The 23,077-nt window shown below is 68.6% G+C and carries 20 protein-coding genes and 1 pseudogene; 11 read left to right on the top strand and 10 right to left on the bottom strand.

All coding sequences use genetic code 11. The annotated features are described in order from the left end of the window. Positions 1-6: 6 nt before the first annotated feature. Positions 7-777 carry a chitinase gene (locus IG62_RS0100175; RefSeq protein ID WP_030795997.1) on the bottom strand — a complete coding sequence of 257 codons (771 nt, stop codon included), beginning with the start codon at positions 775-777 and terminating at the stop codon, positions 7-9. A gap of 294 nt (positions 778-1,071) precedes the next feature. Between IG62_RS0100175 and IG62_RS0100170 the strand changes: the two genes are divergently transcribed. Continuing rightward, positions 1,072-1,773, top strand: a complete 702-nt coding sequence (locus tag IG62_RS0100170) for an aspartate/glutamate racemase family protein (protein ID WP_030795995.1) — start codon at positions 1,072-1,074, stop codon at positions 1,771-1,773. Positions 1,774-2,018: 245 nt separating this feature from the next. Here IG62_RS0100170 and IG62_RS42940 read toward each other — a convergent pair whose 3' ends face one another. Then, positions 2,019-2,387, bottom strand: coding sequence for a hypothetical protein (locus IG62_RS42940; protein ID WP_158794932.1), 369 nt, complete (start codon positions 2,385-2,387; stop codon positions 2,019-2,021). Positions 2,388-2,590: 203 nt separating this feature from the next. Further along, entirely contained in the window at positions 2,591-2,821 is a 231-nt protein-coding gene (locus tag IG62_RS0100160; protein WP_030795992.1) for a DUF6296 family protein, read from the bottom strand. A 449-nt stretch (positions 2,822-3,270) separates the two neighbouring features. Here IG62_RS0100160 and IG62_RS0100155 point away from each other — a divergent pair, with 449 nt between their 5' ends. The 4 genes from IG62_RS0100155 to IG62_RS0100140 all read left to right on the top strand — a co-directional run bounded on the left by IG62_RS0100155 (position 3,271) and on the right by IG62_RS0100140 (position 5,632). Continuing rightward, a complete protein-coding gene (locus tag IG62_RS0100155; protein ID WP_030795990.1) occupies positions 3,271-3,648 on the top strand; it encodes a VOC family protein in 378 nt (125 codons plus the stop codon). 351 nt (positions 3,649-3,999) lie between these two features. Further along, positions 4,000-4,167: a hypothetical protein gene (locus tag IG62_RS45930; RefSeq protein WP_234326107.1), complete on the top strand. Its 168-nt coding sequence runs from the start codon at positions 4,000-4,002 to the stop codon at positions 4,165-4,167. Between the two features lie 229 nt (positions 4,168-4,396). Further along, positions 4,397-5,212 carry an alpha-ketoglutarate-dependent dioxygenase AlkB family protein gene (locus IG62_RS0100145; protein ID WP_078871706.1) on the top strand — a complete coding sequence of 272 codons (816 nt, stop codon included), beginning with the start codon at positions 4,397-4,399 and terminating at the stop codon, positions 5,210-5,212. 174 nt (positions 5,213-5,386) lie between these two features. Next, positions 5,387-5,632 carry a DUF2277 domain-containing protein gene (locus IG62_RS0100140; protein WP_030795986.1) on the top strand — a complete coding sequence of 82 codons (246 nt, stop codon included), beginning with the start codon at positions 5,387-5,389 and terminating at the stop codon, positions 5,630-5,632. 88 nt (positions 5,633-5,720) lie between these two features. Here IG62_RS0100140 and IG62_RS0100135 read toward each other — a convergent pair whose 3' ends face one another. The 3 genes and pseudogenes from IG62_RS0100135 to IG62_RS41145 form a co-directional block, all read right to left on the bottom strand. Further along, positions 5,721-6,641: an endonuclease/exonuclease/phosphatase family protein gene (locus IG62_RS0100135; protein ID WP_037837613.1), complete on the bottom strand. Its 921-nt coding sequence runs from the start codon at positions 6,639-6,641 to the stop codon at positions 5,721-5,723. Between the two features lie 141 nt (positions 6,642-6,782). Further along, entirely contained in the window at positions 6,783-7,400 is a 618-nt protein-coding gene (locus IG62_RS0100130) for a flavin reductase family protein (protein ID WP_030795982.1), read from the bottom strand. A 350-nt stretch (positions 7,401-7,750) separates the two neighbouring features. Beyond that, positions 7,751-8,169, bottom strand: a pseudogene (locus tag IG62_RS41145) (MBL fold metallo-hydrolase); the annotation flags it as partial. Between the two features lie 420 nt (positions 8,170-8,589). Between IG62_RS41145 and IG62_RS43890 the strand changes: the two are divergent. Both IG62_RS43890 and IG62_RS42930 read left to right on the top strand, forming a co-directional pair. After that, the gene (locus IG62_RS43890) at positions 8,590-10,185 is read left to right on the top strand and encodes a restriction endonuclease fold toxin-2 domain-containing protein (protein ID WP_051797323.1); all 1,596 of its coding nucleotides are present in this window, start codon (positions 8,590-8,592) and stop codon (positions 10,183-10,185) included. A gap of 12 nt (positions 10,186-10,197) precedes the next feature. Further along, entirely contained in the window at positions 10,198-10,647 is a 450-nt protein-coding gene (locus IG62_RS42930) for a hypothetical protein (protein ID WP_051797321.1), read from the top strand. Between the two features lie 708 nt (positions 10,648-11,355). Here IG62_RS42930 and IG62_RS0100110 read toward each other — a convergent pair. The 4 genes from IG62_RS0100110 to IG62_RS42915 form a co-directional block, all read right to left on the bottom strand. After that, complete coding sequence (locus IG62_RS0100110) at positions 11,356-11,820, bottom strand: hypothetical protein (RefSeq protein WP_030795977.1); 465 nt, start codon at positions 11,818-11,820, stop codon at positions 11,356-11,358. A 56-nt stretch (positions 11,821-11,876) separates the two neighbouring features. After that, a complete protein-coding gene (locus IG62_RS42925) occupies positions 11,877-14,531 on the bottom strand; it encodes a beta-propeller fold lactonase family protein (protein WP_051797319.1) in 2,655 nt (884 codons plus the stop codon). A 37-nt stretch (positions 14,532-14,568) separates the two neighbouring features. Continuing rightward, the gene (locus IG62_RS42920; RefSeq protein WP_051797317.1) at positions 14,569-17,181 is read right to left on the bottom strand and encodes a beta-propeller fold lactonase family protein; all 2,613 of its coding nucleotides are present in this window, start codon (positions 17,179-17,181) and stop codon (positions 14,569-14,571) included. Positions 17,182-17,251: 70 nt separating this feature from the next. Beyond that, the gene (locus IG62_RS42915) at positions 17,252-19,879 is read right to left on the bottom strand and encodes a beta-propeller fold lactonase family protein (protein WP_051797315.1); all 2,628 of its coding nucleotides are present in this window, start codon (positions 19,877-19,879) and stop codon (positions 17,252-17,254) included. Between the two features lie 177 nt (positions 19,880-20,056). On the opposite strand from IG62_RS42915, the gene IG62_RS0100085 reads away from it, so the two are divergent. Genes IG62_RS0100085 through IG62_RS0100070 form a run of 4 tightly spaced genes read left to right on the top strand, consistent with a single transcriptional unit; the run spans position 20,057 to position 23,075 of the window. Then, on the top strand, positions 20,057-21,010 hold the full coding sequence (locus tag IG62_RS0100085) for a hypothetical protein (protein ID WP_030795974.1): 954 nt from the start codon (positions 20,057-20,059) through the stop codon (positions 21,008-21,010). Positions 21,011-21,027: 17 nt separating this feature from the next. Further along, complete coding sequence (locus IG62_RS0100080; RefSeq protein WP_030795964.1) at positions 21,028-22,233, top strand: hypothetical protein; 1,206 nt, start codon at positions 21,028-21,030, stop codon at positions 22,231-22,233. Positions 22,234-22,253: 20 nt separating this feature from the next. Next, positions 22,254-22,709 (top strand): hypothetical protein, encoded by a 456-nt coding sequence (locus tag IG62_RS0100075; RefSeq protein ID WP_051797313.1) that lies wholly within the window; start codon positions 22,254-22,256, stop codon positions 22,707-22,709. 60 nt (positions 22,710-22,769) lie between these two features. Then, a complete protein-coding gene (locus tag IG62_RS0100070; protein WP_030795960.1) occupies positions 22,770-23,075 on the top strand; it encodes a hypothetical protein in 306 nt (101 codons plus the stop codon). Positions 23,076-23,077 lie beyond the last annotated feature (2 nt).

Raw genomic sequence — 23,077 nt, 5'->3', positions numbered from 1 at the left:
GCCGCCTCAGCAGCTCAGATTGTCGCCAGGTGTGGTGCCCAGGATCTGCACGAAGCTCTTGTAGTTGTCGATCCGGCTCTGCACCTGACCGGGGTTGCCCCCGTTGCATTCGAGGGACCCGTTGATGCTGCGGATGGTCTCCCCGAAACCGGCGCCGCTCACCATCGCCTGATGTGGCGTCATGGTGCCCGGGCCCTTCTGGGTGTTCCAGTACCAGAGCGCGGTCTTCCAGGCGACGGCGGGATCCTGCTCCACCAGGTAGGGGTTGTGCAGCAGATCGATGCCCAACGCGTCGCCCGCCGCCTTGTAGTTGAAGTTCCAGCTGAGCTGGAGCGGCCCGCGGCCGTAGTAGGCGGCCTGCCCGGCCGGGCACCCGTACGGCTGGCCGGCGTCGCAGTAGTGGGGATAGTTGGCGGTGTTCTGCTCCACCACGTAGACGAGCCCGCCGGTCTCATGGCCGACGTTCGCGAGGAACGCCGCGGCCTCCTGCCGCCGTACGGTGTCGCTCCCGGTGTTCGCGAACTCCGGGTAGGCACTGAGCGCCGCGGTCAGTCCGCTGTACGTGTAGAACGGATTCCGGTTCGGGAACATCTGGTGGAACTGCGCCTCACTGACGACGAATTCCTCAGCCCGCGCATCGGCCCGGGCCCCGTCCGGAGCAGCGGTACAGGAGGAACAGCCCACCGCGGCCGCCGCCACCGGTCCCGTCGGTAGGACGAGGGCGACACCAACGGCCAGAGTCGCGGCACTCAGTACCGCGGCCATACGTGTTCTCATTGCGAAACTCCTTCACGCGGCCGACGGGCGCCGCGAGCCCAGGAGCAGGGCCAAGCGGGGCGTGGCGGGGCGGGCCGGCCGCAGGGGTGGGGGGGAGGCAGGAATCGCGACCGGAATCGCGACGGGATTCGCGCGCACGGACATGCAGAGAGGAACGAGCCAAGGTCTAGACCAAATGGAACCCAACTGCAGGCTAGCCAGCCCCACTTGGCCATGTCCAGACCAATGCAAGGATCACCTCGCCCCGCCACTCCGCCCCACCCCGCACACCTGTGCAACAGTGATCCCATGGAAATGCGAACGATCGGACTGCTCGGCGGGATGAGCTGGGAGTCCACCGCGGAGTACTACCGGCTGCTCAACGAGCTCACCCGCGAGCGTCTGGGCGGCCTGCACTCGTCCAAGTGCGTGCTCTACTCCGTGAACTTCGCCGAGATCGAACGACTGCAGGTCGAAGGCCGCTGGGACGAGGCGGCCGAGATACTCGCCGAGGCGGCCAAAGCCCTGGAGGCGGCCGGCGCGGACCTGCTGCTGATCTGCACCAACACCATGCACAAGGTCGCCGATCAGGTGGCCGCCGCGACCTCCGTCCCGCTCCTGCACCTCGCCGACACCACGGCCGAGGCCGTCCGCGCGCACGGGCTACGCCGCATCGGACTGCTGGGCACCGCCTTCACCATGGAGCAGGACTTCTACCGCGGCCGCCTCGCACGCCACGGACTCGACGTCCTCGTCCCGGACACCGCCGGCCGCAGCACCGTCCACAAGGTGATCTACGACGAACTCTGCCTCGGCATCGTCAGCGAGGGATCCCGGGCGTCCTTCCAGGCAGTCATCGACGATCTCGTCGCGGCCGGCGCCGAGGGCATCGTCCTGGGCTGCACCGAGATCGAGTTGCTCATCGGCCCCGAACACAGCCCGGTCCCCGTCTTCCCCACCACCCGCCTGCACGCCGAAGCAGCCGTCCACCACGCGCTCGCCCCCGTGGCCAGGTAGCCGGCCCGACGCTGAACGCCCTTGCAGTACGGCCATGGCACGAGGTCATGGCGTGAGGTCCACGAGGTCACGGCGTCAGGTCACGGCATGACGGGCGAGCGAACCCGTCGGGCAGGTCACTCGGTCCCCACACCAACCGCCGACACGTACGACCACCCCTTCAACTACCCTTTCTCCACGAATTCTTGGGCGACCCCGAGGTTTGAAGTGGCGACAGGTACTCTGACGTGGTGTCGCGTACCGAGTTAGAACGACTGGCCAGAATCCGGATGCAGGTCACCGGGGAAACGCTCGAACGCGCCATGGCCGTACTCCAAGGACAGGCCGCCGAACCGGACCCCGAGGTCGGCCACGCCCCTGAGTCGGACCGCACCCTTCCGGATGTCGAGCCCGATTCCCCAGAGCCAGGCTTCGCCCCCACCCTTGCCGCCGCTCCCGCTCTCGTCCCTGATCCAGACCCCGCCACGGACGGCGACGGCGAGGGCCACGGCGATGGCGATGCAGAGCCTGCCGATCCTCCGGACGTCGGCGAGGCCCCACCTCAGCGGCGGCCCCACCTGCGCGGCCTCTGACTGAATGAGCGGCTCGTCTGCCCCGAACCTCGCGTCACTCACCGAATCCACTGCAGCGCACCTAGTCACCGCCCGGCGCGGAGCACTACCGGTAGGGGGCCGCGAAGCACTACCGGTAGGGGGCATTTCCGTTACTTCCGGGCACAAGTAGAGGCACGGCCACCGGCCCGGCATGGACGCAAGCAGAAGCGCGGCCACCGGCCCGGTGCCGCCACCGGACCAGTCACCGCCCGCTCCGCCACCCCTCAAGCGCCGAGCCGGCGCGCGAGGAGCGGTGTACGGGGTGCCTGGTGTCCGCCGCTGGCCAGCATGCGCACCTCGCCCCGGTCGCTGATCTCCGCGCGTACGATCCCCGATTCGTCCTCGTAAACGGGATACCCACCCGCTCCGGCCCGCTCGGTGCGGCGGACGATCACCACGTCGTCCTCTACGGCGGGGGCTTGAAATACCAGCTCATAGCGCTCCGGGTAATCCATGGCGGCCTCCCGATACGGCTTGGCCCTTCCATCGTCGCTCAGGCCCGCCGAGCGCGCCTCAGGAAACGGCGCTATGCCGAGACGGAAGACCGGAGGGGTGCGATCACGGAGCGTTTGAGCCCCGCTCCCGTGCGCTGTCACAGGAGCGGGGCGGGTCCGAGAAGCGCCAGCAGCTCGGATAGTTACGGGTCCCACCGTACGGGCCACCACTGACAACGCGGTCCGGGAGAGAGCACGAGGTGCCGCCCGCACGAACACCCGACAGCGACTGGCCACCCGAAAATTGCCCTGCCGCGGCAGCGGGGCCTCACCCGATCAGGGGAGTACCCTCCGGTCAACCCAAGGCCCTGATAGAACAGACGGTCGCAGCTGACTACAGACGAATGCGCCGGCCGAGCCGGGACCAGCCGCGAAAGCTGACCGAGCCCAGAAGAATGAGGTAGCGGAAGGTGACGAAGGAACCCCATTTCGCGATCGCGACGATCGCCCTGGACTGCCCGGACGCGCACCAGCTGGCCGGCTTCTACGGACGGCTGCTGGGCTGGAACGTCACCGCCAGCGAACCGGACTGGGTGCTACTCCGATGCCCTGATGGCGGCACAGGTCTCTCGTTCCAGTCCGAACCGGGCTACCGACCGCCGGTGTGGCCCGAACGCCCGGAGGAACAACAGAAGATGCTGCATCTCGACTTCCGGGTCGACGACCTCGACGAGGCCGAGCAGTACGCGGTCACACTCGGCGCGGTACGAGCCGAGTACCAGCCCCAGGACGATGTGCGCGTGCTGTACGACCCGGCGGGACACCCCTTCTGCCTCTTCCGCGACTGACCGACCGCCTCAACGCCCCTCTCCGCCCCCTCTCCCCCTCCCCTCTCCCCCTCCCCTCTCCTCCCTTCTCGTCTCCCCTCCTCTCCCCCACCCTTCCCTCCCCACAGCTCGGCTGGAGCTCCCCTGAGCTCACTGCCGCCCGGACGCAGAGCGTGTGGGAATGGACACATATAGCCAGCGAATTGCATCCACCGGACCATCGGTCCTGGCTGGTCAGGGAGTTGAGGGGGCGACAGGGGCGGGGGCCGGATCACGCCATGTGAGCCACAGCGCGCCGCAGGCGGGGAGGCGTTGTCAGTGTCTGCCCCTAGCATTGCTCATATGTCCCCAACTCCTTCTACCCATATGGGTGTGCCTGTCCCTGCGTCCGAGGCGAACGAATCGATTCGGCGGTTCGTGCGCGCTCGGCGCGGTCTGACGTGGACGGCGCAGGACATGGCGGAGTACGCGGCACTGCTGGAGGTCTGGACGCTGGCGGTACGGTCAGAGGGCGCGGACGTCATGGTGGAAGCGGCGTAAGTTCCCACACGCGCACCAGACCAAGATCAGAACAAGGTCAGAACAGCATCGGCCCATGCCGGGGCCACCCCGGGACCGCAGAGAATCAGCCAATAAGCGAGACAGGCGGACAGGACCCGGGCGAGAACCCGACAGGACCCGACAGGACCCGACAAGAAGAGGAACCCGGACAGGAACAGGAAACCGGACGCGCAGGACAGCGGACGGGCAGGACCCCAGGCAGGCACACATGAGTACGCCACTCCCCGGTTTCGAGAGCTTCGGCACCGCGGCAGCAGAGCCGACATCTGCGGGGAGCGAGCAGCTCCCAGGCGCGCCGGCCCCAGACGAGCAGGCCCCCGGCGAGCAGGCCGGCAGCCGGACGACGAGCGCCCGCCGGGAGATCGCCCCCGGCGCCGTACACGTCCCCGGCTGGCTGTCCCTGGCGCAGCAGCAGGCGCTGGTCGTCGCCTGCCGGAACTGGGCGCGCGGCCCCGTGCCGATCCGGCACACCAAGCTTCCGAACGGCGGCGTGATGTCCGTCCAGACCGTGTGCCTCGGCTGGCACTGGCAGCCGTACGCCTACACCCGTACCGCCGACGACGTGAACGGCGCACAGGTCGCCGAACTCCCCTCCTGGCTGGTCGAGTTGGGCCGCAAGGCGGTAGCCGCGGCATACCGGGACGGGGATCCCACGGCAGCAGCCACGTACCCCTCCCACACCTACACACCCATCACCTACACACCCGACACCGCACTGATCAACTTCTACGACGACCAGGCGAAAATGGGCATGCACCAGGACAAGGACGAGCGCTCGGACGCGCCCGTGGTGTCCCTCAGCATCGGCGACCGCTGCGTCTTCCGCTTCGGCAATACCGAGACGCGCACCAAGCCGTACACCGACGTCGAGCTGGCCTCCGGCGACCTTTTCGTCTTCGGCGGGCCCTCCCGCTTCGCGTACCACGGCGTGCCCAAGGTACGACCGGGCACCGGCTCCCCCGCCACCGGCCTGGCCGGCGGCCGCCTCAACATCACCCTGCGCATGACGGGCCTCAAGGGCTAGAACCAGGGGACGGAACTCAACAGATCTCAAGGGACGAGGATGAAGAGCAAGGGTCCAAGCCGTCGTGCTCCCGAGACCCGCCAGGTCAGGCCAGGCCAGCCCCACCAGCTCACGCCCACCAGGTAGTCCCCCAGGGCAGGTGACTCCGCCCCCCGAAGGCCGCACACTGAACTCATGTGCCGCAGCATCAAGACGCTCCGCCCGCCCATCACCCCCGAGGTCACCGACGAGGACGTCCGGGCCGCGGCCCTGCAGTACGTCCGCAAGATCTCCGGCTTCCGCGCCCCGGCCGCCCACAACAGCGAGGTGTTCGACCACGCGGTGAACGCGGTGGCGGCAGCGACCCAGGACCTTCTCGACGGCCTACAGATCCGAGGCTCCGCCACCCGCCGGCCCAGCAGCCAGCCCACCCGCCAGTAGTCCCACCCAACGCCACCCCACAAACCCACCCGCCCCACTGCCCCCCTTCTTGCTGCCCTGCTGCCTCACCCTCCCCACACCCTCACTCTCACCCTCCCCAGCCGACCACCGCCTGCACCGGTAGGTGATCGCTCGGGAACTGACCGTGTGCGGAATAGGTGTTGATCAGCGCACGCCGCGTCCGTACGCCCGGCGACGTGAGGATCCAGTCGATACGGTCCCCGTCCGGCACCAGCGGCCGGTATCCGTGGAAAGTGCCGTACTGCGCGCTCCGCTCCTCAGCCGTGTCCCAGCTGTCAACAAGCGCCCCGCCGTGCAGCATCGCGTCGTACACGGGATTCCCGTGCGCCGCCACATTGAAGTCGCCGGTGACAATCCGGGTCAGTGCGGGATCAAGCCCGTCCAGCCTCTCGGTGATCAGTGCCGCGGACCGCTCCCGCGAGTACTGATGTGCATGATCCAGATGCGTATTGAGTGCGTAGAACTCGCTCCCCGTACGCAGATCCCGGAAACGCACCCAGGTCACCATCCGGATAACGGTATTTCCCCAGGTCGCCGACCCGATCACATAGGGGGTATCGGACAGCCAGAAATGGTCGTACTCAAGCGGAGCGAGCCGCCCCACCCGGTAGAAAATCGCCGCGAATTCGTCCTTGCTACCACCACCCCGCCCGGTGCCCAGCCAGGCGTAGTGCGGCCCCAGGTCCTCCGCGATATCGCGCAGCTGACCGTAGAGCCCCTCCTGGGTACCGAGTAGATGCGGACCCTCCCGGCGAAGGAGGGCCCGCATCACGGGGCGGCGCTCGGCCCAGGAATGCGGCCGGGTGTCCGAGGCATAGCGCAGGTTGAACGTCATCACGTGCAGCGCCGGCCCGCCGTCGGCGGCGTACGCGCTCTCCGACCCGTACGCCGTCGTCGTCACCACCGGCCCGGTGACCGCCGCAGCCGCCACCGCCCGCACCACGGCCCGCCGCCGAAACCCCGGCTCACCCGCCCCGCCGGCAGTCACACCAGCCCCATCCCTTAGGTCACTCAACTCAGCTACGTCCGTCGACTCAGCTACGTCCGTCACATCAGTCATCCGAGACAGGCTCTCGAAGAATGCAGTGAGCGGGAAGTGACCCTCCGGGGAACGTGCCCGGAATCAGCCTCAACGGTCGCTGGCCGGCCCCCGCCAGTCCGCGTGCCGAATACGCGACAGCTCCCGCACCTCACCGACCGTCCCCCACTCGTCCCGCCCCAGCCGCGCCAACGGCTTCAGCCGGGAGATCTCAGGATGACCGTCAACCAGCACGTCCTGCGATACGGCCGCATGCACCACCCGCCCGAAAACGATGACGGAGTCCCCGATCCCCACGGTGGAATGCACCTCGCACTCCAGCGCCACCGGCGAGGCCGCCACCCGCAGCGGCTTGACCCGCAGACTCGGCTCGGACTCAATTCCAGCCGCCTCGAATTCACTCACACCGTGCGGAAAATCGGTCGCGGTGTCATTGATCTGCTCAAAAAGCCCCTCGGACGCAAAATTCACCACGAATTGCCCGGTCGCCTCGATGTTGAGGAGAGTGTCCTTGCGCCCGACCGAACTGAACTGCACAACCGGCGGCGCGACGCTGGCAATGTTGAAGAAGGAGTGCGGGGCGATGTTGTGTACCCCGTCCGCCGAGGTGGTTGACACCCAGGCGATCGGCCGCGGAACCACGGTGGCGGTCAGCAGCCGGTAGAAGTCGTTGCGGGACATGACAGCGGGATCAAAGTCAGTACGCATGCGATCAGTATCCAGGTGCACCACCGAGCGCCCTACAGCGGATCTACCACACCACCCAACCCCTGAATCCGCCAGAAAGCGCCCAGCACCGGAGCCACCGAGCGCCAGGAGCCCACACCATGACCACAGCAACCGCCAGCGCGTGATCCAACATGACGACGGCCCTGGAGTATCTGGTCCTCGCAGCACGGCCCTCATACTCCGAGTCCTGACAAGCCCCCAACCGCACTCCTGCCGCAAGACAGAGCGAGTTCCATCGCCACGCGGCGAACGTTGCCTGATGCGGCACTAGCTACCAGCGGCGCCAATGCTGTGATCTCTTACGCGAAGGCCACTGAGTAGGACACGCAGCTGGTCAACATGAGGGCGCCGCCGCGCGCCCGATGCCGGTCGAACAGCTCGTGGACGGCGAAGGCGGACTCGACCGGGCTGCGCGTCGGGCCGTTGGTCAGGTGGTGCGCCAGTCGGTCGGCGGTGCCCAGCGGCCCGTACAGCGGGACGGGCGTGGTGAGTTGGAGGTCGGCGAAGAGCGCCGCGTACTAGGCGGTGAGCAGGTCTGCGCTGTGATCCGCGTGCGGGTACGAGATCCAGATGGCGTCCACATCGTCGAGCCGGACGTAGCACTGCAGTTGGGCAAGCGTGCCACTGCCCGCATCCACCCGGACGCGGGTCCCTCCGCCGGACACCAGGGATCCCGCGCACGGGTTATCCACGCTTGCGTAGGGCGTCGCGGACCCAAGACGGTGAGATGGAGAGGATCGCGCGTCATTCGGAGAGTCTCCAGAAAGCCTGAGCCATCACCGCTGCATTACCGAGTCTTTGTCGCCCTTGGAGCAGTTCGAGCTGCGGTTGACCGCGATCGGACTGCGCTCGGCTTCGAGATCGTTGGCGCATGCCTCACGCCTGTCAGCAGCTGGTCGCCAAGGCCGAGCGGCACGAGGGGGTCCCGACGGCGTCCGGCTGGTGCTCCCCGCGGGCGCGTGCCACCGGGCCCAGTCGGAGCGGGTGCGTCGGCGTGTGACGTCGAGATCGGCCATCTCGACCTGGCGGTCTGGCCCGCCCGCCCCGGTCGCAGGGCGGGCCCCGATTGGAGAGCAACCAGGCCACCCACAGCCGAACCGAAGACCCACCGCAACCCCGCCGTGCCCCGACGGCCTTGGCCGACTGGCATGTACACGTGGCAAGGTGGATGCGTGACCTGGGAGGGGGCGGTGACGCGGTGTTCTATCGCGTGCATGCGGTGGATCTGATCGATTCGTCGTGGGGGATGCACACGCTGAACGACGAACTCGTGGAGACGGTTCTCGCGCTGGTGCGGGAGCTGAGTGAGCAAGCGGGCATGGTGGGCGACGACGAGGCGGGCGAGGTTTTCGCCAACGTGTACAAGAGCGCAGCCAAACAAACTGTGAACCAGATCGGGGAAGCCGCCCATGTCATGGGGCGTGGCAGTGACGCAGTCCTGCAGACCGCCAACAACTACATGGCGGCCGAGAGCGCTGCGGCCAAGGCGATGCTGAAGGCGATGGGGAAGAGCGGAGCAGCCGGCCCTCCGACGGGGCGATCCGGCAACTGCACTCCAGCTCCGCGGAGGCGGGGTGAGGAACTGGAGGAGGTGGTTGGCGAGACGAGCACCGCCACCAAATGGTTGCTGGGTGACCGATTCCGCGGTGACCCCGACAAGCTGCGTAGCGTCGCCGCCACTTGGCGCAAAGTCCGAACCATCACCGAACGGGTGCACACCGAGGCGCAGGATTGCTGGCTCCAGGCCAAGCGCAATCATGAGGGCAAAACCGCCGAGGCCATCGACAGGTTCTTCACCAAGTTTGTCGGATGGGAGACGGCGCCGTCCCAGACGGACAGCTCGTGCACACTGATGGCCAACCTGCCTGCCGCCTGCCAGCAGATCGCCAATGCGTGCGACCGGTACGCCGACCACATCGAGACCGCACACAAAGCGGCACTTGATGACGCATCCGATCCCTTTGGGGAATCGAGCTGGCAAATGCCCTGGGAGAAACCAGCGTTCGGAGGTAACGGATACGACGGGGGCCTGATGAACGCCGTCGTGAGCGACGGTCGAATTACCCAGCTGGCGAGCCTCGCACACAACCTGGACGCCTCCCAGGCCCGTGTCCCAGTGCCCGGCCCGAAACCGGACATCGACGCACCAATGCCAGGCATCCCACCCTTCATCCGCATCCCCGCCCCGATCCTCGTGCCCGCGGCGTATTTCCCGCCAGACCCGTCCGTACCACGCGGGCAGCCCATCCCCCCGCCCAATCCGCCGGACCCGCGGTTCCCACCGCTCAGCGCCCAGGAGCGTGCCGCCTTCACGCACTGGGCAAGTGGAATGCGCGACGGCGGATTCTCCAACGGACGGGACATCACCGATCCAGACAACGCCTACCAGCACCGTATTTGTGGCTACCCGGAGAAGGAACTGCCGATCAAACCAGGCATCTCGAAGCACGGCACGCAGATCGCTGATGGCTTGCGTGCTTCTGATGGCATGGCGGTGGATGCCAAGCACGTCCGAGATCCTGGATGTTCCAGGACCTTCCGAAGCCTCGACAAACTGGCCAAAGCGGACGACTTCCAGAAGAGGGTATTGTTCCGTGACGACACAGACGAGCTAAAGAAGTACAAGTCAGCGATGGAGTACGGGCCGAATAAGGGACAGATCCGCGGCCTGGAAATCGTCACCAACGACCAATCGACCATGCCGTACTGGGACGCAATGATGGCCGCCCAAGGTGTTAAGGGCTACGCCCGCTACGCACCCTGATAAGGAGATCCTGTGCCAGACACAGCCGCGCACGATTACCGGACGCTGTTCATGTTCGGCGCCCCTAACGCCAACCCGCGAAGTTGGGACCTGTCACTCGACACGCTCGCCGACACCCTGCGAAGCCAAGATCCCGACGTTTTTCTGAGCCGGGACAGCAGCGAAATCACTGGCGACGAGCTGACCTTTGGCTTCGGAGAAGACCTCGAAGGCTTTGCCCAGTCTAATCCTGACGGGACGGCACTGCGGGACTGCACAGCCGAAGAAGCCGCCGAATTCGCCCTCTGGCTACGCCAGTACATCGTCCCTGAGACGGCAGAAATCGAGTTTAATATCCGACCAGCCGCAGAGATCGACCTGCCCAACCGCCTCCTGCCCCGGGGGGATGCAGCGACAGTGAAGCAGGCCCTACTGGCGTACATCGAGGACGTCCTTGCAGCGCAGGGGCGCGGGGAGATGTGAGCCCTCAGCCATCGGCGGCCGGTGGGCAACCGCTTCGCTAAGCGTGCGGTGCTCCTCCGCCGACGGCTCCTGCTTCTCGTCGACGTCATCGAGTTCACGCTGAGGGTTCAAGAGGCGCCCGCCGCGGCAGGTTCCTCGCCCGGCTCGTCGTTCCGGTCGGGGCGCGCGGCCAGGTGCCAGCCGTCCTCGTTCGGCCGGCCCCCGCCCGCCACAACCGACCCAGGGCCTGCGCACCGGCCGCCGACGAGCAGCCCAGCAACCGTGCCAGCGTTGCCGCCCCCATCCATGACAGTCGACCGCACCACCGCACAGCCGCACCACGCCGGCCGGTCGCGCTTCCAGGACCGCCAGCAGCAGCGCGAGACGATCAGTCGCGGCCCCCTTTCCGGTCCGCTTCCCCCGCAGCCCGGCCGATGTTTGCCGACCGTAGGCGTAGGTCCGGCCCCTCGTCCACGCGAGCCGCGGCGTCCGCCCCCGCCTCACCTTCAACAGGAACTGGGCCGGCCCCGTCTCCGTCCACGCCGACGGCTCCGTCTTCGCCCTGCGGCTGCTGCCGGGGCAGAACGAGGAACCCTGCGCGTGCCCGTCTCGCTGACGCACCTCCCCGCGTGGTTTCACCTCGGGGAACCGACCGCTCACCGGGCGACGCGGTGATCACCGTCTCCCCAACGGGTCGGCACACCCGGGGCGCCGGCGGTCTGGAGGCGGCTACTGGACACGCAGGATCGTGTTCTTGGTGGGAGTTTTGAAGGAAGCCGTTCCGTCCTTCGACGAGTTCGGCTTTCTGTCGGGGTCGGGGGCCGCGTTGGGATCCTGGGCGGGCTTCGTGAAGGTGAACTTCGCGATGAATTCCCCGCCGCTGATGACGAGCGGTTCCCTGGAGCCCGACGTGCTCGTGTCCCCGGATCTCCCTGACTTGTCGGCATCCTTGAGCTCGAAGGAGATGACTCCCGCCCCAGGGACTGTGAACGTTCCGGCGACATAGACGAATGCCGCTTTGAGCTTCTTCTCGATGTCGTCCGGCAGACAGGCGGGCAGGCCGTGAACCTGCACATGCGGGCTTGATCCGGATACCGGGAGGGGAGTGGGCGGGATGAGGGTGTATTTCGCGTCGGGGTCCTTGGGCGGCGTGACCAATACCTCGTCGCCGGTGACAATGACGAACTCGCCCATGCGCCAGGTATCCTCACGGGTCGACTACGGGTGGGGGGCCGCGCCGCACATGTGACTCAGAGGTCCACCAGCGACACCGTGTTCGAGGCGGTGTTGGCGACGTACACCCGAAGTCCGCCCGGGGCGAAGGTGACGCCGTGCGGGGCGTTGCCGACGGGCAGAGGCGCCCCGACCGTCTTGAGGGTGGCGGTGTCGATGACGGCTAGGCTCTGCGCGGCGGGGATGGTCACGACCAGCGTGCGCCCCTCGGCGCTCAGCGCCAGGCCGTGGGGAGCACCGGGCAGTTCGACGGCGGTAGTCACCACGAGCGTGGCGGTGTCGACGACGAGCAGTTTGTCTGCGCCGGTGTCGGCCACGAACAGCCGGCTACCGCCCGGGGCGACGACCACCTCGAGCGGTGCGACCCCGACGCCTGCGGGGGTTCCGATCACCGTGCGCGTGCCGGTGTCGATGACTGTGATGGTAGCGGCGTCGGAGTCGGTCACGTACAGCCGTGTGCCGTCGGGTGATACGGCTGCCCCCAACGGTGTGCTGCCGGTCAGGACGGGTGTGCCAAGGACGGCCCGGGTGGCAGTGTCCACGACATGCACGCTTCCGGTGCCGGAATCCGTGACGTAGAGACGGCTGCCGTCGGGGGCGATGGCGAGCGTGCGTGGCTGGCCGCCGACGGAAATGGCATTGTCTGTCGGGGCGTTGGTCTCGATGTCGATCACCGAGACCGTGCCCGCGCCGGAGTTCGCCACATACAGCAGTCCGTCGGCCGCTGCCATGCCCGTGGGGCGTTTGCCGACGGGGATGCGTGTGGTGTGGGTGTCGACGTCCGAGACGTCTCCGTCGCCGGAGTTGGTGACGAAGGCACGTCGGCCGTCCGGAGTTAGCGCCACGGCCGTCGGATAGAGTCCGACAGGGGTCCTGTCGATCACCGTTCGGGTCGCCGTGTCGATCACGAGCATTGCGGCGGACAGGAACGCGGCGACGTAGAGGCGGTCCCCCTGGGCGGCTGGCGCCAGACCGATCGGCTGGCGGCCAGCCGGGATCGGGTCACCGCTGACGCTTCGGGTGGCGGTGTCGATGACGGACACTGTGCCACAGCCCCCGTGCCCGCGCTGGCCGTCAAGCGCCGGCGCCGTGTCGTTCTGGTTGGCGACGTAGACGCGCCGTCCGTCGGCGCTGACAGTCAGGGCTGCGGGCGAGACTCCCACGGGGAGGGTGGCCACGACCGTGAGGGTGGATCCGTCGATGACGGTCACATCGTCCGACGCGCGGTTGGCCACGTACACGTCGCCGTCGGGAGTCACGGCCACGGCGTTCGGCTGGCTTCCCACGGGCACCGGAGTGCCGGGGTTCACCGGGTCGGCGAGAGCGAACAGGAACACGGTGTCGGCGTCCTCGTCGGCGACGTACACGTGTCTTCCGTCGGGTGCCGCGGCGATGCTCAGGATGGAGCCCTCCCAGGCGTTGGTCTCCATGAACTTCTCCTGGGAGGAGACGTCGATTCCAGTCAGCCGGTTCTGTCCGGCGGCGAAAAGGAACCGGCCGTCCCGGCTCATGGACAGTGTGACGGCCGGATTGGCCAGGGTGATGTCGTCGAGCACTTCGTCCGTATCGGCGTCGAACACCGTCAGTGCGTTGGACTTGCCGTTGGCGACGAAGGCGAGGCGGCCGTCGGGTGTCACAGCCACCGCGTTTGGCTCCTGCCCGGCAGGAACTCGCCAATCGTCGGGGCCGATGACGGAGACGGCGTCGGACCCGGAGTTGGCCACGTAGACACGCCGGCTGTCAGGCGCAGACACGCTTTCCGGGCGCACTCCGGCGGAGGCGGAGAGGGACTCGGTGAGGAAGGGCAGCACGGCGCTCCCCTCGAAGTCGGAGGCGTAGCCGCAATGCCCGTCGGCGGTCAACGCCATCATCCGGGGGGCACCGGCTGTAGGCAGTGTCCGCAGCACCCGGAGGTCCGCTGTGCCGACGACGGTGATGCGGTCCATGTCCCTGTGGGTGAGGAAGAGGCGCCTGCCATCAGGGGAGATCTGCAGGTCCTGCGGAAAGCCTTCGACGGCGATGTTGGCGGTCACGCTGCGGGTTGTCGCGTCGATCACGGCGACCTGGTTCCCAAGGAGGGACGCGACGAAGACACGGCGGCTGTCGGGCGTCACAGCCATGCCGAAGGGAATCCATCCGACCGGGATCGGTGAGCCGATCACTGTGTCGGTGCCGGTATCGATGACGATGACGGTGTTGGCCCCCGTGTCGGTCACGTAGACGCGCAGGCCGTCGGGCGAGACCACCACCCTGGCTGGCTCCGTGCCCGTGGCGATGTCGCGGATCGACTTCGCCAGACCGGTGTCGATCACTGACACCTTTCCCTTGTCCTGGTTGGACACATAGACGCGGCGCCCGTCGGGCGTCATGGTCAGGAAGCCTTCCCCCGCGGCGACTTCGATGGTGCGGGTGACGCTCTGGGTGGTGATGTCGACCACGGAGACCGCCCCGGCGTCCGCGTGGGTGACGAAGAGCTGGCCGCCGTCGGGATGGAACACGAGATCGCCGGGGCCCGGGCAGGCGATAGTGCTCGTCACCTTGTGGGTGAGAGTGTCGATCACGAAGACGGTGTCGTCCGAGCCGGTGACGCAGAGCTTCCGCCCGTCGGGCGCGAGCGCCAGTGCGAACGGGGTGTGGCTCAACGGAATCGGGGTGGTGCTGAAGTCGACCACGAATCCAGGATGAGTCTGGTACCGACGACCCGCAAATTCACCAGTCCACCACCGATACGGTGTTCGAGGCGGCGTTGGCCACGAAGGCGCGGCGGTCCTCGGGAGCGAGGGCGAGGCCGTGCGGGGCGCCACCGACGGGGACCGGGGAGCCGGAGATCGTGAGCGTGGCGGTGTCGGCCACGACCAGGACCTTCGCGGCGGGGACGGTCACGAGGAGGCTGCGGCCGTCCCGGCTGACGGCCACGCCGTGCGGCGCACCGGGCACTGCGAGGGAACCGGTTGCCGCAAGGGTGCCGGTGTCGATCACCAGGACGGCGTCCGCTCCCGTGTCCGTCACGAAGAGGCGGGAGCCGTCCGGGGCGAGGGCCAAGTTCAGCGGGGCCACACCCGCGGCCACGGGAGTGCCGGTCACAGTGCCCGAGCCGGTGTCGATGACCGTCAGGGTGCCGTCGCCGGAGTTGGCTACGTACAGCCGTGTGCCGTCCGAGGTGATGGCCAGCCCCGCCGGGGAGCTGCCGACGGGAATGGGGGCTCGGGCCGCCGTGCCGGTGGCCGTGTCGACGACGGCCACGGAACCGGCGGAATCGGTGACGTACAGCAGCCCGCCGTCGGGGCTCACGGCGACGCATCGCGGAGAGCCGCCGACCGGGATCGGGGTGCCGCGCGCCTCAAGGGTCGCGGTGTCGATCACGTGCACGGAGCCGGTCGCCGCGTCGGCCACGTAGGCGCGCCGGCCCTCCGGGTCCACCGCCACGCCCAGGGGTTGGCCCCCGACGCGAATCCGGGTCGTATTCGTGTCGATCACCGAGAGGATGCCGGCGGCGGGTCCGGTGACGTAGGCGCGGCGACCGTCGGGACTCAGCGCGAGGGCCGTCGCGGCAGTGCCGGCCGGGATCGTCTCGACGCGGGTGCGGGTGACGGTGTCGAAGACGTGGACGGCCTGGGAATGGAGGGCGGCGACGTACAGCCGGCTCCCATCGGCGCCGCAAGCCATTCCCTGCGGGACCTGCAGGACCGGGATCGGGTCTCCACTCACGGAGGAGGTGTTGGTGTCGATGACGGTCAGGGTGCCGGCATCGCCCGAACCGACGTAGACGCGCCGTCCGTCGGGGCTGGCGGAGAAGAACTCGGGTCGGCTGCCGATCTGAATGGTCGCCTTCACCGCGCGGTCGACCGTGTCGAGGACCGAGACGTCGTGACTCAGGACGTTACCGACGTAGAGGTGCCGGCCGTCGGGGGTGACGGTCAGGGCCTGCGGGCTCTGGCCCACGGCGACCGGTTCGCCGATGACACCGAGGGGGCCCGAGTCGATGATGAGGACGATTTCCGTGGCGATGTCGGTGACGTAGACACGGGTGCCGTCCGGGGACACCGCCACGCCGCCCGGGTCCTGCACCGGCACGATGCCGGTGACCTGGCGTGTGACGGTGTCGATCGCCGAGAGCTGCTGCCCCGCGCCGACGTAGAGCCGCCGGCCGTCGCGGGACAGGGCCATCACGTGCGCACCGCCGACGGCGATGGTGGCGGTCACCTTGTCGGTGGTGGTGTCGAGTACCTGGACGCCGACGCCGTCGTCGATGACGAAGGCCTGCAAGCCGTCTGGGGTCACCGCCACGGCGCTCGGGGTCCGGCCCGCGGTCATCTGCCGCGGCCTGGTCTGGATGGCCGCGACGGTGCCCTCCGCTGCGTCGGTGACGAAGATCCGCTGTCCGTCCGGGGTGATCGCCGCCTCCTCCGGGCGCTTGCCGACGGGGAAGGTGACCGTCGCAGTGTCGAAGGGCAGGACGAAGCGGCCTCCGTCGTCGGCGGCGTAGATGCGGTGTCCGTCGGGGGTGAGGGCCATCGTGCCCGGAATGCCCTCGAGCGCGAGGGTGCGCAGGAGCGTCAGGGTCCGGGTGTCGAGGACTGACACGCTGCCCTTCGTGTTGCCGACGTAAAGGCGCCCGCCGTCCCGGGAGACCACGGCGTGCCGGGGGAAGGAGGGGGCTTCGAGGGTGGCGGTCACGGCGCCGGCGGCGGTGTCGATCACCGAGATGGTGTTGTCCTCGTGGTTGACGGCGAAGACCCGGCGGCCGTCCGGGGTCACCGCCGCCGTGAGGGGGAACTGGCCCACCGCGATCGGCGTCCCCACGACCGTGTCCGTCTCGGTCGCGATCACATGCACGAGGCCCTCGAACACGTGATCCGTCACATACACGTGCTTGCCGTCCGCCGCCACCGCGATCCCGGAGGGTTCCTCACCCACCTGGATCGTGCGGATCAGCTGGTTCGACGCCGTGTCGATGACGGCCACCCCGCCCGGCTGGATCGTCACGTAGAGGCGTGCCCCGTCCGGCGTCATCGCCGGCTTCGCCGGGGCGAAGCCGGTCGGGATGCTCCCGGTCACCGTCATCGAGCCCGTGTCGACGACGGACACCGCGTCCGTTTCGCGGTCGATGACATACAGGCGTCCGCCGTCGGGCGTGAGCGCCATGTCCTTCGCTCCGGAGCACTCCGTCCGGTGCGTGACCGTGTGGGTGCCGGTGTCCAGTACGAGCACGGTTCCGCCGTCCACGGGGCTGGAGACGTACAGCCGTCGGCCGTCCGGGGAGACGGCCACGCCGTCCGGGCTCACATCGAGAGGGATCGGTGCGGTGCTGGGGTTGATCATGAACTCAGCATGAGATGACACGATGCCGCCCGCACTGTGGGAGCGGTCGTCCGAGTGTGGTGTCGCACCGTCAGAGTTCCACGGTCGTCAGCGTGTTCGAGGCGGCGTTGGCGACGAATGCGTGGCGTCCGTCGGGTGCGACGGCAACGCCGTGCGGGGCCCCGCCCACGCCGATGGGCGGGCCCGCCAAGGTCAGAGTGGTGGTGTCGACCACGGCGAGGCTGCGTGCGGCAGGGACGGTGACGAGCAGGAGCCGCCCGTCGCGGGAGAGCGCCGCTGCGTGCGGGGCACCGGGCAAGGGGACGGAGGAGGTCACCGCAAGGCTGCCGGTGTCAAGCACCAGTACGACCTCGGAGCCGGAGTCGGTCACGAAGAGCCTGGCACCGTCAGAGCTGAGGACGACGTCAAGCGGGGCGACTCCTGCCGCGATGGTGCCGGTCACCGTGTTCACGCCGGTGTCGATCACGGAGACCGTGCCCGCACCGGAGCAGGTCACGTAGAGGCGCGAGCCGTCGGGGGCGATAGCCAGCCCTGTCGGGGAGTCTCCGACGGGGATGGGCGCTCCTGTCACGGCGCCGGTGCCGGTGTCGATCGCGATGACGGTATGAGAGTCGGTGTCGGTGACGTAGAGGCGACCCGCGTCAGGGGTGAGAGCCACGGCTCGGGGCCGTCCGCCCACGGAGATCTGGGGGCCGGACACGGTGAGCGTGGCCGTGTCGATCCTGGACACGGTGCCGCTGCCGGAGTTCGCCACGTAGGCGTGTTTGCCGTCCGGGGCCACGGCCACGCCCAGGGGCTGGCTCCCAGTCCGGAGCCGGGTCGTATGGGTGTCGATCACCGTGACGACGTCGGCGTCGACCGCGGTGACATAGGCGTGCCGACCGTCCGCCCCGAGGGTCACGGTCGTCGCCAGAACCCCGGCCGGGATGGCCTCCAGGACTGCACGGGTTCCGGTGTCGATCACGACGACGGTGGACGAGGAGGTCACGTACAGGCGGCTGCCGTCGGGGCTCACCGCTGAGCCCTGGGGGAAGGGCCGGACCACGATCGGGTCCCCGCTCACGGTCCGGCTCGCGGTGTCGATGACCGCCACCCCGCTCAGACCCTCCCCGACGTCCCCGCCGATACAGGTGACGTAGGCCTGACGCCCGTCGGGGCTCACGGTGACGAACACCGGCTGCCCGCCGACCACGATCGTGTCCGTAACCGCACGGCTCACGGCGTCGATCACCGACACACTGAGGGAACTTGCGTTGGCGACGAGGACGAGCCTGCCGTCGGGGGTGACCTCCAGGCTCCTGGGTTCCTGCCCTACCGGGATCGGCTCACCGACCACTTCGAGAGGGCTCGTGCCGATCACGGTGACAGTGCCCGCCCTGGCGTCGCTGACGTAGACGCGGGCGCCGTCGTGACTGGCCGTCACTGCCGACAGGTCGGACAGCGGCAGGGTGCCGACAACCTTGCGGGTCGCGGTGTCGATCACGGAGAGCTCGCCCGGCCCGACGACATACACGTGCCGGCCGTCCCGGGACACGGTCAGCGTGCTCGCGGCGGTGACGGGGACGGTGTCGGTCACCTGGCGCGTGGCGGTGTCGATCACCGAGACGTCGTTGGATCCGCTGTTGGCGACGTACGCCCGCAGGCCGTCCGGGGCCAGAGCCACCGCCGTCGGCAGCTGACCGGCGGTCAGCTGTGTCTCACGCGTCTCGACGACGGCGAGGCTGTCCGCCCCGGCCTCGGTGAGGTAGATCCGTTGGCCGTCAGGGGAGAGCGCCACGCCTTCCGGGCGCTTGCCGACGGGCACGGTGAGGGTTCTGGTGTCCAAGGGCAGGACGAACCTCTCCCGGAAGGCGGCGGCGTAGAGGCGCTGCCCGTCGGCGGTGAGGACCATGTCTGCCGGCGGGCCCGCGATGCGGCTCGTCCGGATCACCCGCAGGCTGCGGGTGTCGATCACGGAAATGGTGTCGTCCTCGGCGTTGCTGACGTAGGCACGGCCGCCGTCCGGGGAGATCACCACCTCTTTGGGGAACTCACCGACCTCGATGACGTCGGTCACCGCGCCGGTGGCGACATCGAGCACCGACACGGTGGCGTCCTGGCCGTTGACCACGAAGGCCCGGCGGCCGTCCCGGGTCAGCGCCACCGCGCGGGGGAACACACCCACAGTGATGGGAGTGCCCGTGACCGTGTCCGTACTGGCATTGATCACGTGGACGGTCCCGTCGGACAAGTTCGTCACCAGGACGCGCTTGGCGTCGGGCGTGATGGCCACGCCCAGGGGACTGCTGCCCACGGCGATGGTGCGGATCACCTGGTCGGAGGCCGTGTCGATCACCGCGACCTCGTTTGAGGCGAGCGTGACGTAGACGCGTGAGCCATCCGGCGTCACCGCCAGCCCGAAGGCAGGAGCGGGGATGGCGATGGTGCGCGTCAGCGTGTTCGTCGCCGTGTCGATGACCGACAGCCTGGCCGCCTCATTGGTGGCGAGATACAGGCGGCCGCCGTCGGGAGTCATCACCATCGTGCTCGCGCCCGGACAGCTGATCGTGCTCGTCACCGTGTGGCCGGCGGTGTCCAGCACGAAGACGAAGCCGGTGCCGTCGGAGCTGCTGACGTATAGCCGTCCCCCGTCCTTGGACAGCGCGATGCCGCGCGGCCTGACATCGAGCGGGATGGGGGCGACGCTGGTGCTGATCATTCCCTCACGGTGAGGTGGGGTCAGGGGGACCGCAATCGCAGGCGGATCGGATGCGACCACCCGGCCCGTCACGATCCCCAGGACGTGTGAACCGTTCGCACCCCACGCATCGATCGCCAGTGCGGCTGGTACCTCCTTTGTGCCGTGCCGGATTCGATCCGCCGAGAGGAGAGCCGCATGCGGTTCCGCGACCGCGCGCTGCTGCGCCTGCTCGACACGGACGAGCGCGCCGCACTGCTCACCACCGAGGTGGGCGACCGCCTGCTGCAGACGGCGTTCCTGCCGCAGGAGGCGACGGTCGGTCCGGTCACCGCTGTCGTGACCCGTCAGGTGAGCCTCATGCCCACCTCCCGGACGCCGCAGCCGCTCGAAGCACACTTGTACGACATCCAGTCGACCCATCAGTGGAGACTGGCCGCCCAACTGCCGCTGACGGGCCCGACGGTGGACGCCGACGCCCGGCTCGACCTCACGCTGCTCGCGAGCCGCGCGGGTGTGCAGACCTCGGTCACCGAGGTGAGCGTGGACGACCTGGGCGACATCGCCGCCCTCGACACCGTGGACGCCCGCATCGTCGCCGAGGACGGGTCCCTGCCGACCGAGGCACAGGCACTGGGGGAACGGCGGCTGACCTCGCTCGTCGACATCCTGGAGGACCGGTTCGAGACCACCGGGGAAGCGCCCCTGGGCGACCTGCTGCGCAGGCGCGCGCTGACCTTCGAGGAGCTTCGGGCCGGCCTGAGCACGCCGCACAATCCGCTGCGGCTTCGCCTCAAACTGGTCGAGGACGCCACGAAGCCCGCGACGGAGACCGCCTTCAAGGTGCTCTGCGTCGCCTTCGTCCTCGACGGACCGCTCGACGATCTGGCGTCGCGGCTCGCCGAGATCCAGCTCGGGATGGCGCGGGTGGCGGCGAGCGTCGATCTGCCGCAGCCACCGCCCGGAATCGCCGTGCGCACGGCGACCCCCGCCCTGCTCCTGTTCCCCGACACCGCCCTGGACGACGGGGACCTGCCCGCGGACTCCACCGGGATCGACCCCTCCGACACCGCGCACCTGCGTGCCGCTCGCCTCACCGAACTCACCACCCGGCTGCGGCACATCGGCATCGTGCCCGTCGCGGTGCCCTGACCGCCAGGAGTAACAGCATGGCCGAGACCGTGACCGCCGAGTTCCCGTTCATCAAGGTCACCATCGACACGCGTGGCCTTCAGCCACTGGCCAGACGCGCGGTGGGCAACATCGCCGTCGTCGGCTCGACGGGCGGATTCGGAGACGCGAAACCCAACGTCCCGCTGCAGATCGGCGACGAGGCGGATGCGCGCAAGCACTTCACGACAGCCACCGAGGGCGGCATGGACTCCGGTCCGCTCTACCAGGCCGTGCGGACGACCCTGCTCCAGGACCCGGCACCCTCTCGGGTCTACGCCGTCCCCACCGCCACCTCCGACGGGACACCCGGGCCTGGCGGAGAGGCCCCGGAGTCAGGACCCGACTACACGAACGCGCTGATTGCCGCAGCCGCACTGCCCGTCCAGTTCGTCTGCCTGGCCTGCGAGGTCGATCCGGCCCACCTGGAAAAGCTCAAGGACCATGTGGACGACGTCAGCAAGGCCGGCTCCGCCAGGATGGGCGTGGCCATGGTCAACCCTGAACTGGAGTTGGGCGACGCCACTTTCGCGGCGGCCGCCGACAACGCGTACCGGAAGATCAAGAGTGGCTCCAGCCGCATGATCCTGGTCGCCGCGCGCGTGGAGGTGAAGAACGGCAGACCGGCCTTCGACGTCGCAGCCGCGGCGACCGGCGCCATCGCCGGATTCCCGCCCCACGCGAGCGTGCTGATGAAGCCGATCCGCGAGGTGCAGATCCCGCTGGCCAACCAGTTCAACGGCACGGAGATCAAGGATCTGGCCGAAGCCTTCGTCATTCCCGTGATCGACCCGGACCTGATCCCGGGTGAGGGCCTGTACTTCGGTTCGGGGCGCTGCTACACCACCGACGTCCAACGGCTCTACGTCGACGTGGTGCGCGTACTCGACCACATCGAGTTCCTGCTCAAGGCCGGTCTGATCGGCACGATCGGCGACACGCGCATCGACCGGCTGGGCATGCAGGGGCTGCGCTCGCGGATCGACGGGATCCTCAGCCCCCTGGTCGGCTCCGGCATCATCACCGACTACACGATCGACATTCCGCTGCTGCCCATCCTGGAGGCCGCCGAGGCCAGCCGCTCCCCCGGCCAGGCCGCGACGCTCACCGCAGCGCGCACGGAACGCATCGTCGAGGTGCTCCTGACCGTCACCTACGCCGGCTCGGTCCACTTTCTCAACATCAATCTCGCGCTCAAGTCCTGAGCCGGTTACCGGAGGATGCCGTGACCACTCCCAGCACCTGGGCCGACACACGTCTGGCCGTCGTCGTGGACAACAAGGTTGACGCGCCGCTGACTCCTGTGGATTCCTTCACACCCACGTTCACCCTAAACACGGAGGTGGTGCACTCCCTGGAAGCCACCCACGTCGGATACATCTCCAACCCGGCCAGCTTCACCTTCACCCTGACCGTCAAGGCCATCGGCGGTGCGGCGGCCCAGCTCACCCAGCTGGCCATGGAGGGCACGGAGTTCTCCATCGGGCTTTATCAGGCCAAGGGCAGCAGCACCGAGGAGTGGGACTTCAAGAAGCTGCTGTTCAACAAGTGCCTCATCACCTCGGCCAACCCGTCCAACGCCGTGGTCACCGGCGCACCCTCGGCGGTCTTCGGCGGTGTGGCGCGGGAGGCGGTCGTCGACGACGGCAAGGAGCGCAAGCTGCCGCCCGTGGTGGCCTAGCCAGACCTGACTCGCCCATAGCCGCGGCAGATACGGCAGACACGGCACGAAGGAGTCTTCATGACGGACGCCACGGGCCGCCCGGAGGGCCCCTGGCCGGGCAGCGGCGACGCGCGCCCCCGCGGCGGACGCGTGCGCAGGACCGGAATCGCCCTGGTACGCCGGGGCGAGATGGTGGTGCCCTTCGAAGGGAGCGAAGCCGAACTCGCGCTCGCCGAACAGGACGCGCGACACGACATCCACGTCCATCTGCCGGTCGTCGTAGAGATCGTCGGGGCGCCTGCCGCCCATGTGGTGCGCGAGGCGGTCGACCAGGCCCTGCGGCGGGTGCGTCAGGCCATGGACGCCCATTCTGAGGGGGGGTGAGG

The sequence above is a fragment of the Streptomyces sp. NRRL S-337 genome (genome assembly GCF_000720175.1).
GTDB lineage: Bacteria > Actinomycetota > Actinomycetes > Streptomycetales > Streptomycetaceae > Streptomyces > Streptomyces siderophoricus.
This window is presented reverse-complemented; position numbering and strand designations above follow the sequence as displayed.

Coding starts and splice junctions, on each gene's coding strand:
- IG62_RS0100160 (WP_030795992.1), bottom strand. CDS start 2,821: ATGGATTACCCGGAGCGCTATGAGCTGGTATTTCAAGCCCCCGCCGTA.
- IG62_RS42915 (WP_051797315.1), bottom strand. CDS start 19,879: ATGATCAGCACCAGCGTCGCCCCCATCCCGCTCGATGTCAGGCCGCGC.
- IG62_RS0100070 (WP_030795960.1), top strand. CDS start 22,770: ATGACGGACGCCACGGGCCGCCCGGAGGGCCCCTGGCCGGGCAGCGGC.
- IG62_RS0100085 (WP_030795974.1), top strand. CDS start 20,057: ATGCGGTTCCGCGACCGCGCGCTGCTGCGCCTGCTCGACACGGACGAG.
- IG62_RS0100130 (WP_030795982.1), bottom strand. CDS start 7,400: ATGCGTACTGACTTTGATCCCGCTGTCATGTCCCGCAACGACTTCTAC.
- IG62_RS43890 (WP_051797323.1), top strand. CDS start 8,590: ATGCGTGACCTGGGAGGGGGCGGTGACGCGGTGTTCTATCGCGTGCAT.
- IG62_RS0100170 (WP_030795995.1), top strand. CDS start 1,072: ATGCGAACGATCGGACTGCTCGGCGGGATGAGCTGGGAGTCCACCGCG.
- IG62_RS0100140 (WP_030795986.1), top strand. CDS start 5,387: ATGTGCCGCAGCATCAAGACGCTCCGCCCGCCCATCACCCCCGAGGTC.
- IG62_RS42920 (WP_051797317.1), bottom strand. CDS start 17,181: ATGATCAACCCCAGCACCGCACCGATCCCTCTCGATGTGAGCCCGGAC.
- IG62_RS0100080 (WP_030795964.1), top strand. CDS start 21,028: ATGGCCGAGACCGTGACCGCCGAGTTCCCGTTCATCAAGGTCACCATC.
- IG62_RS0100175 (WP_030795997.1), bottom strand. CDS start 777: ATGAGAACACGTATGGCCGCGGTACTGAGTGCCGCGACTCTGGCCGTT.
- IG62_RS0100110 (WP_030795977.1), bottom strand. CDS start 11,820: ATGGGCGAGTTCGTCATTGTCACCGGCGACGAGGTATTGGTCACGCCG.
- IG62_RS0100145 (WP_078871706.1), top strand. CDS start 4,397: ATGAGTACGCCACTCCCCGGTTTCGAGAGCTTCGGCACCGCGGCAGCA.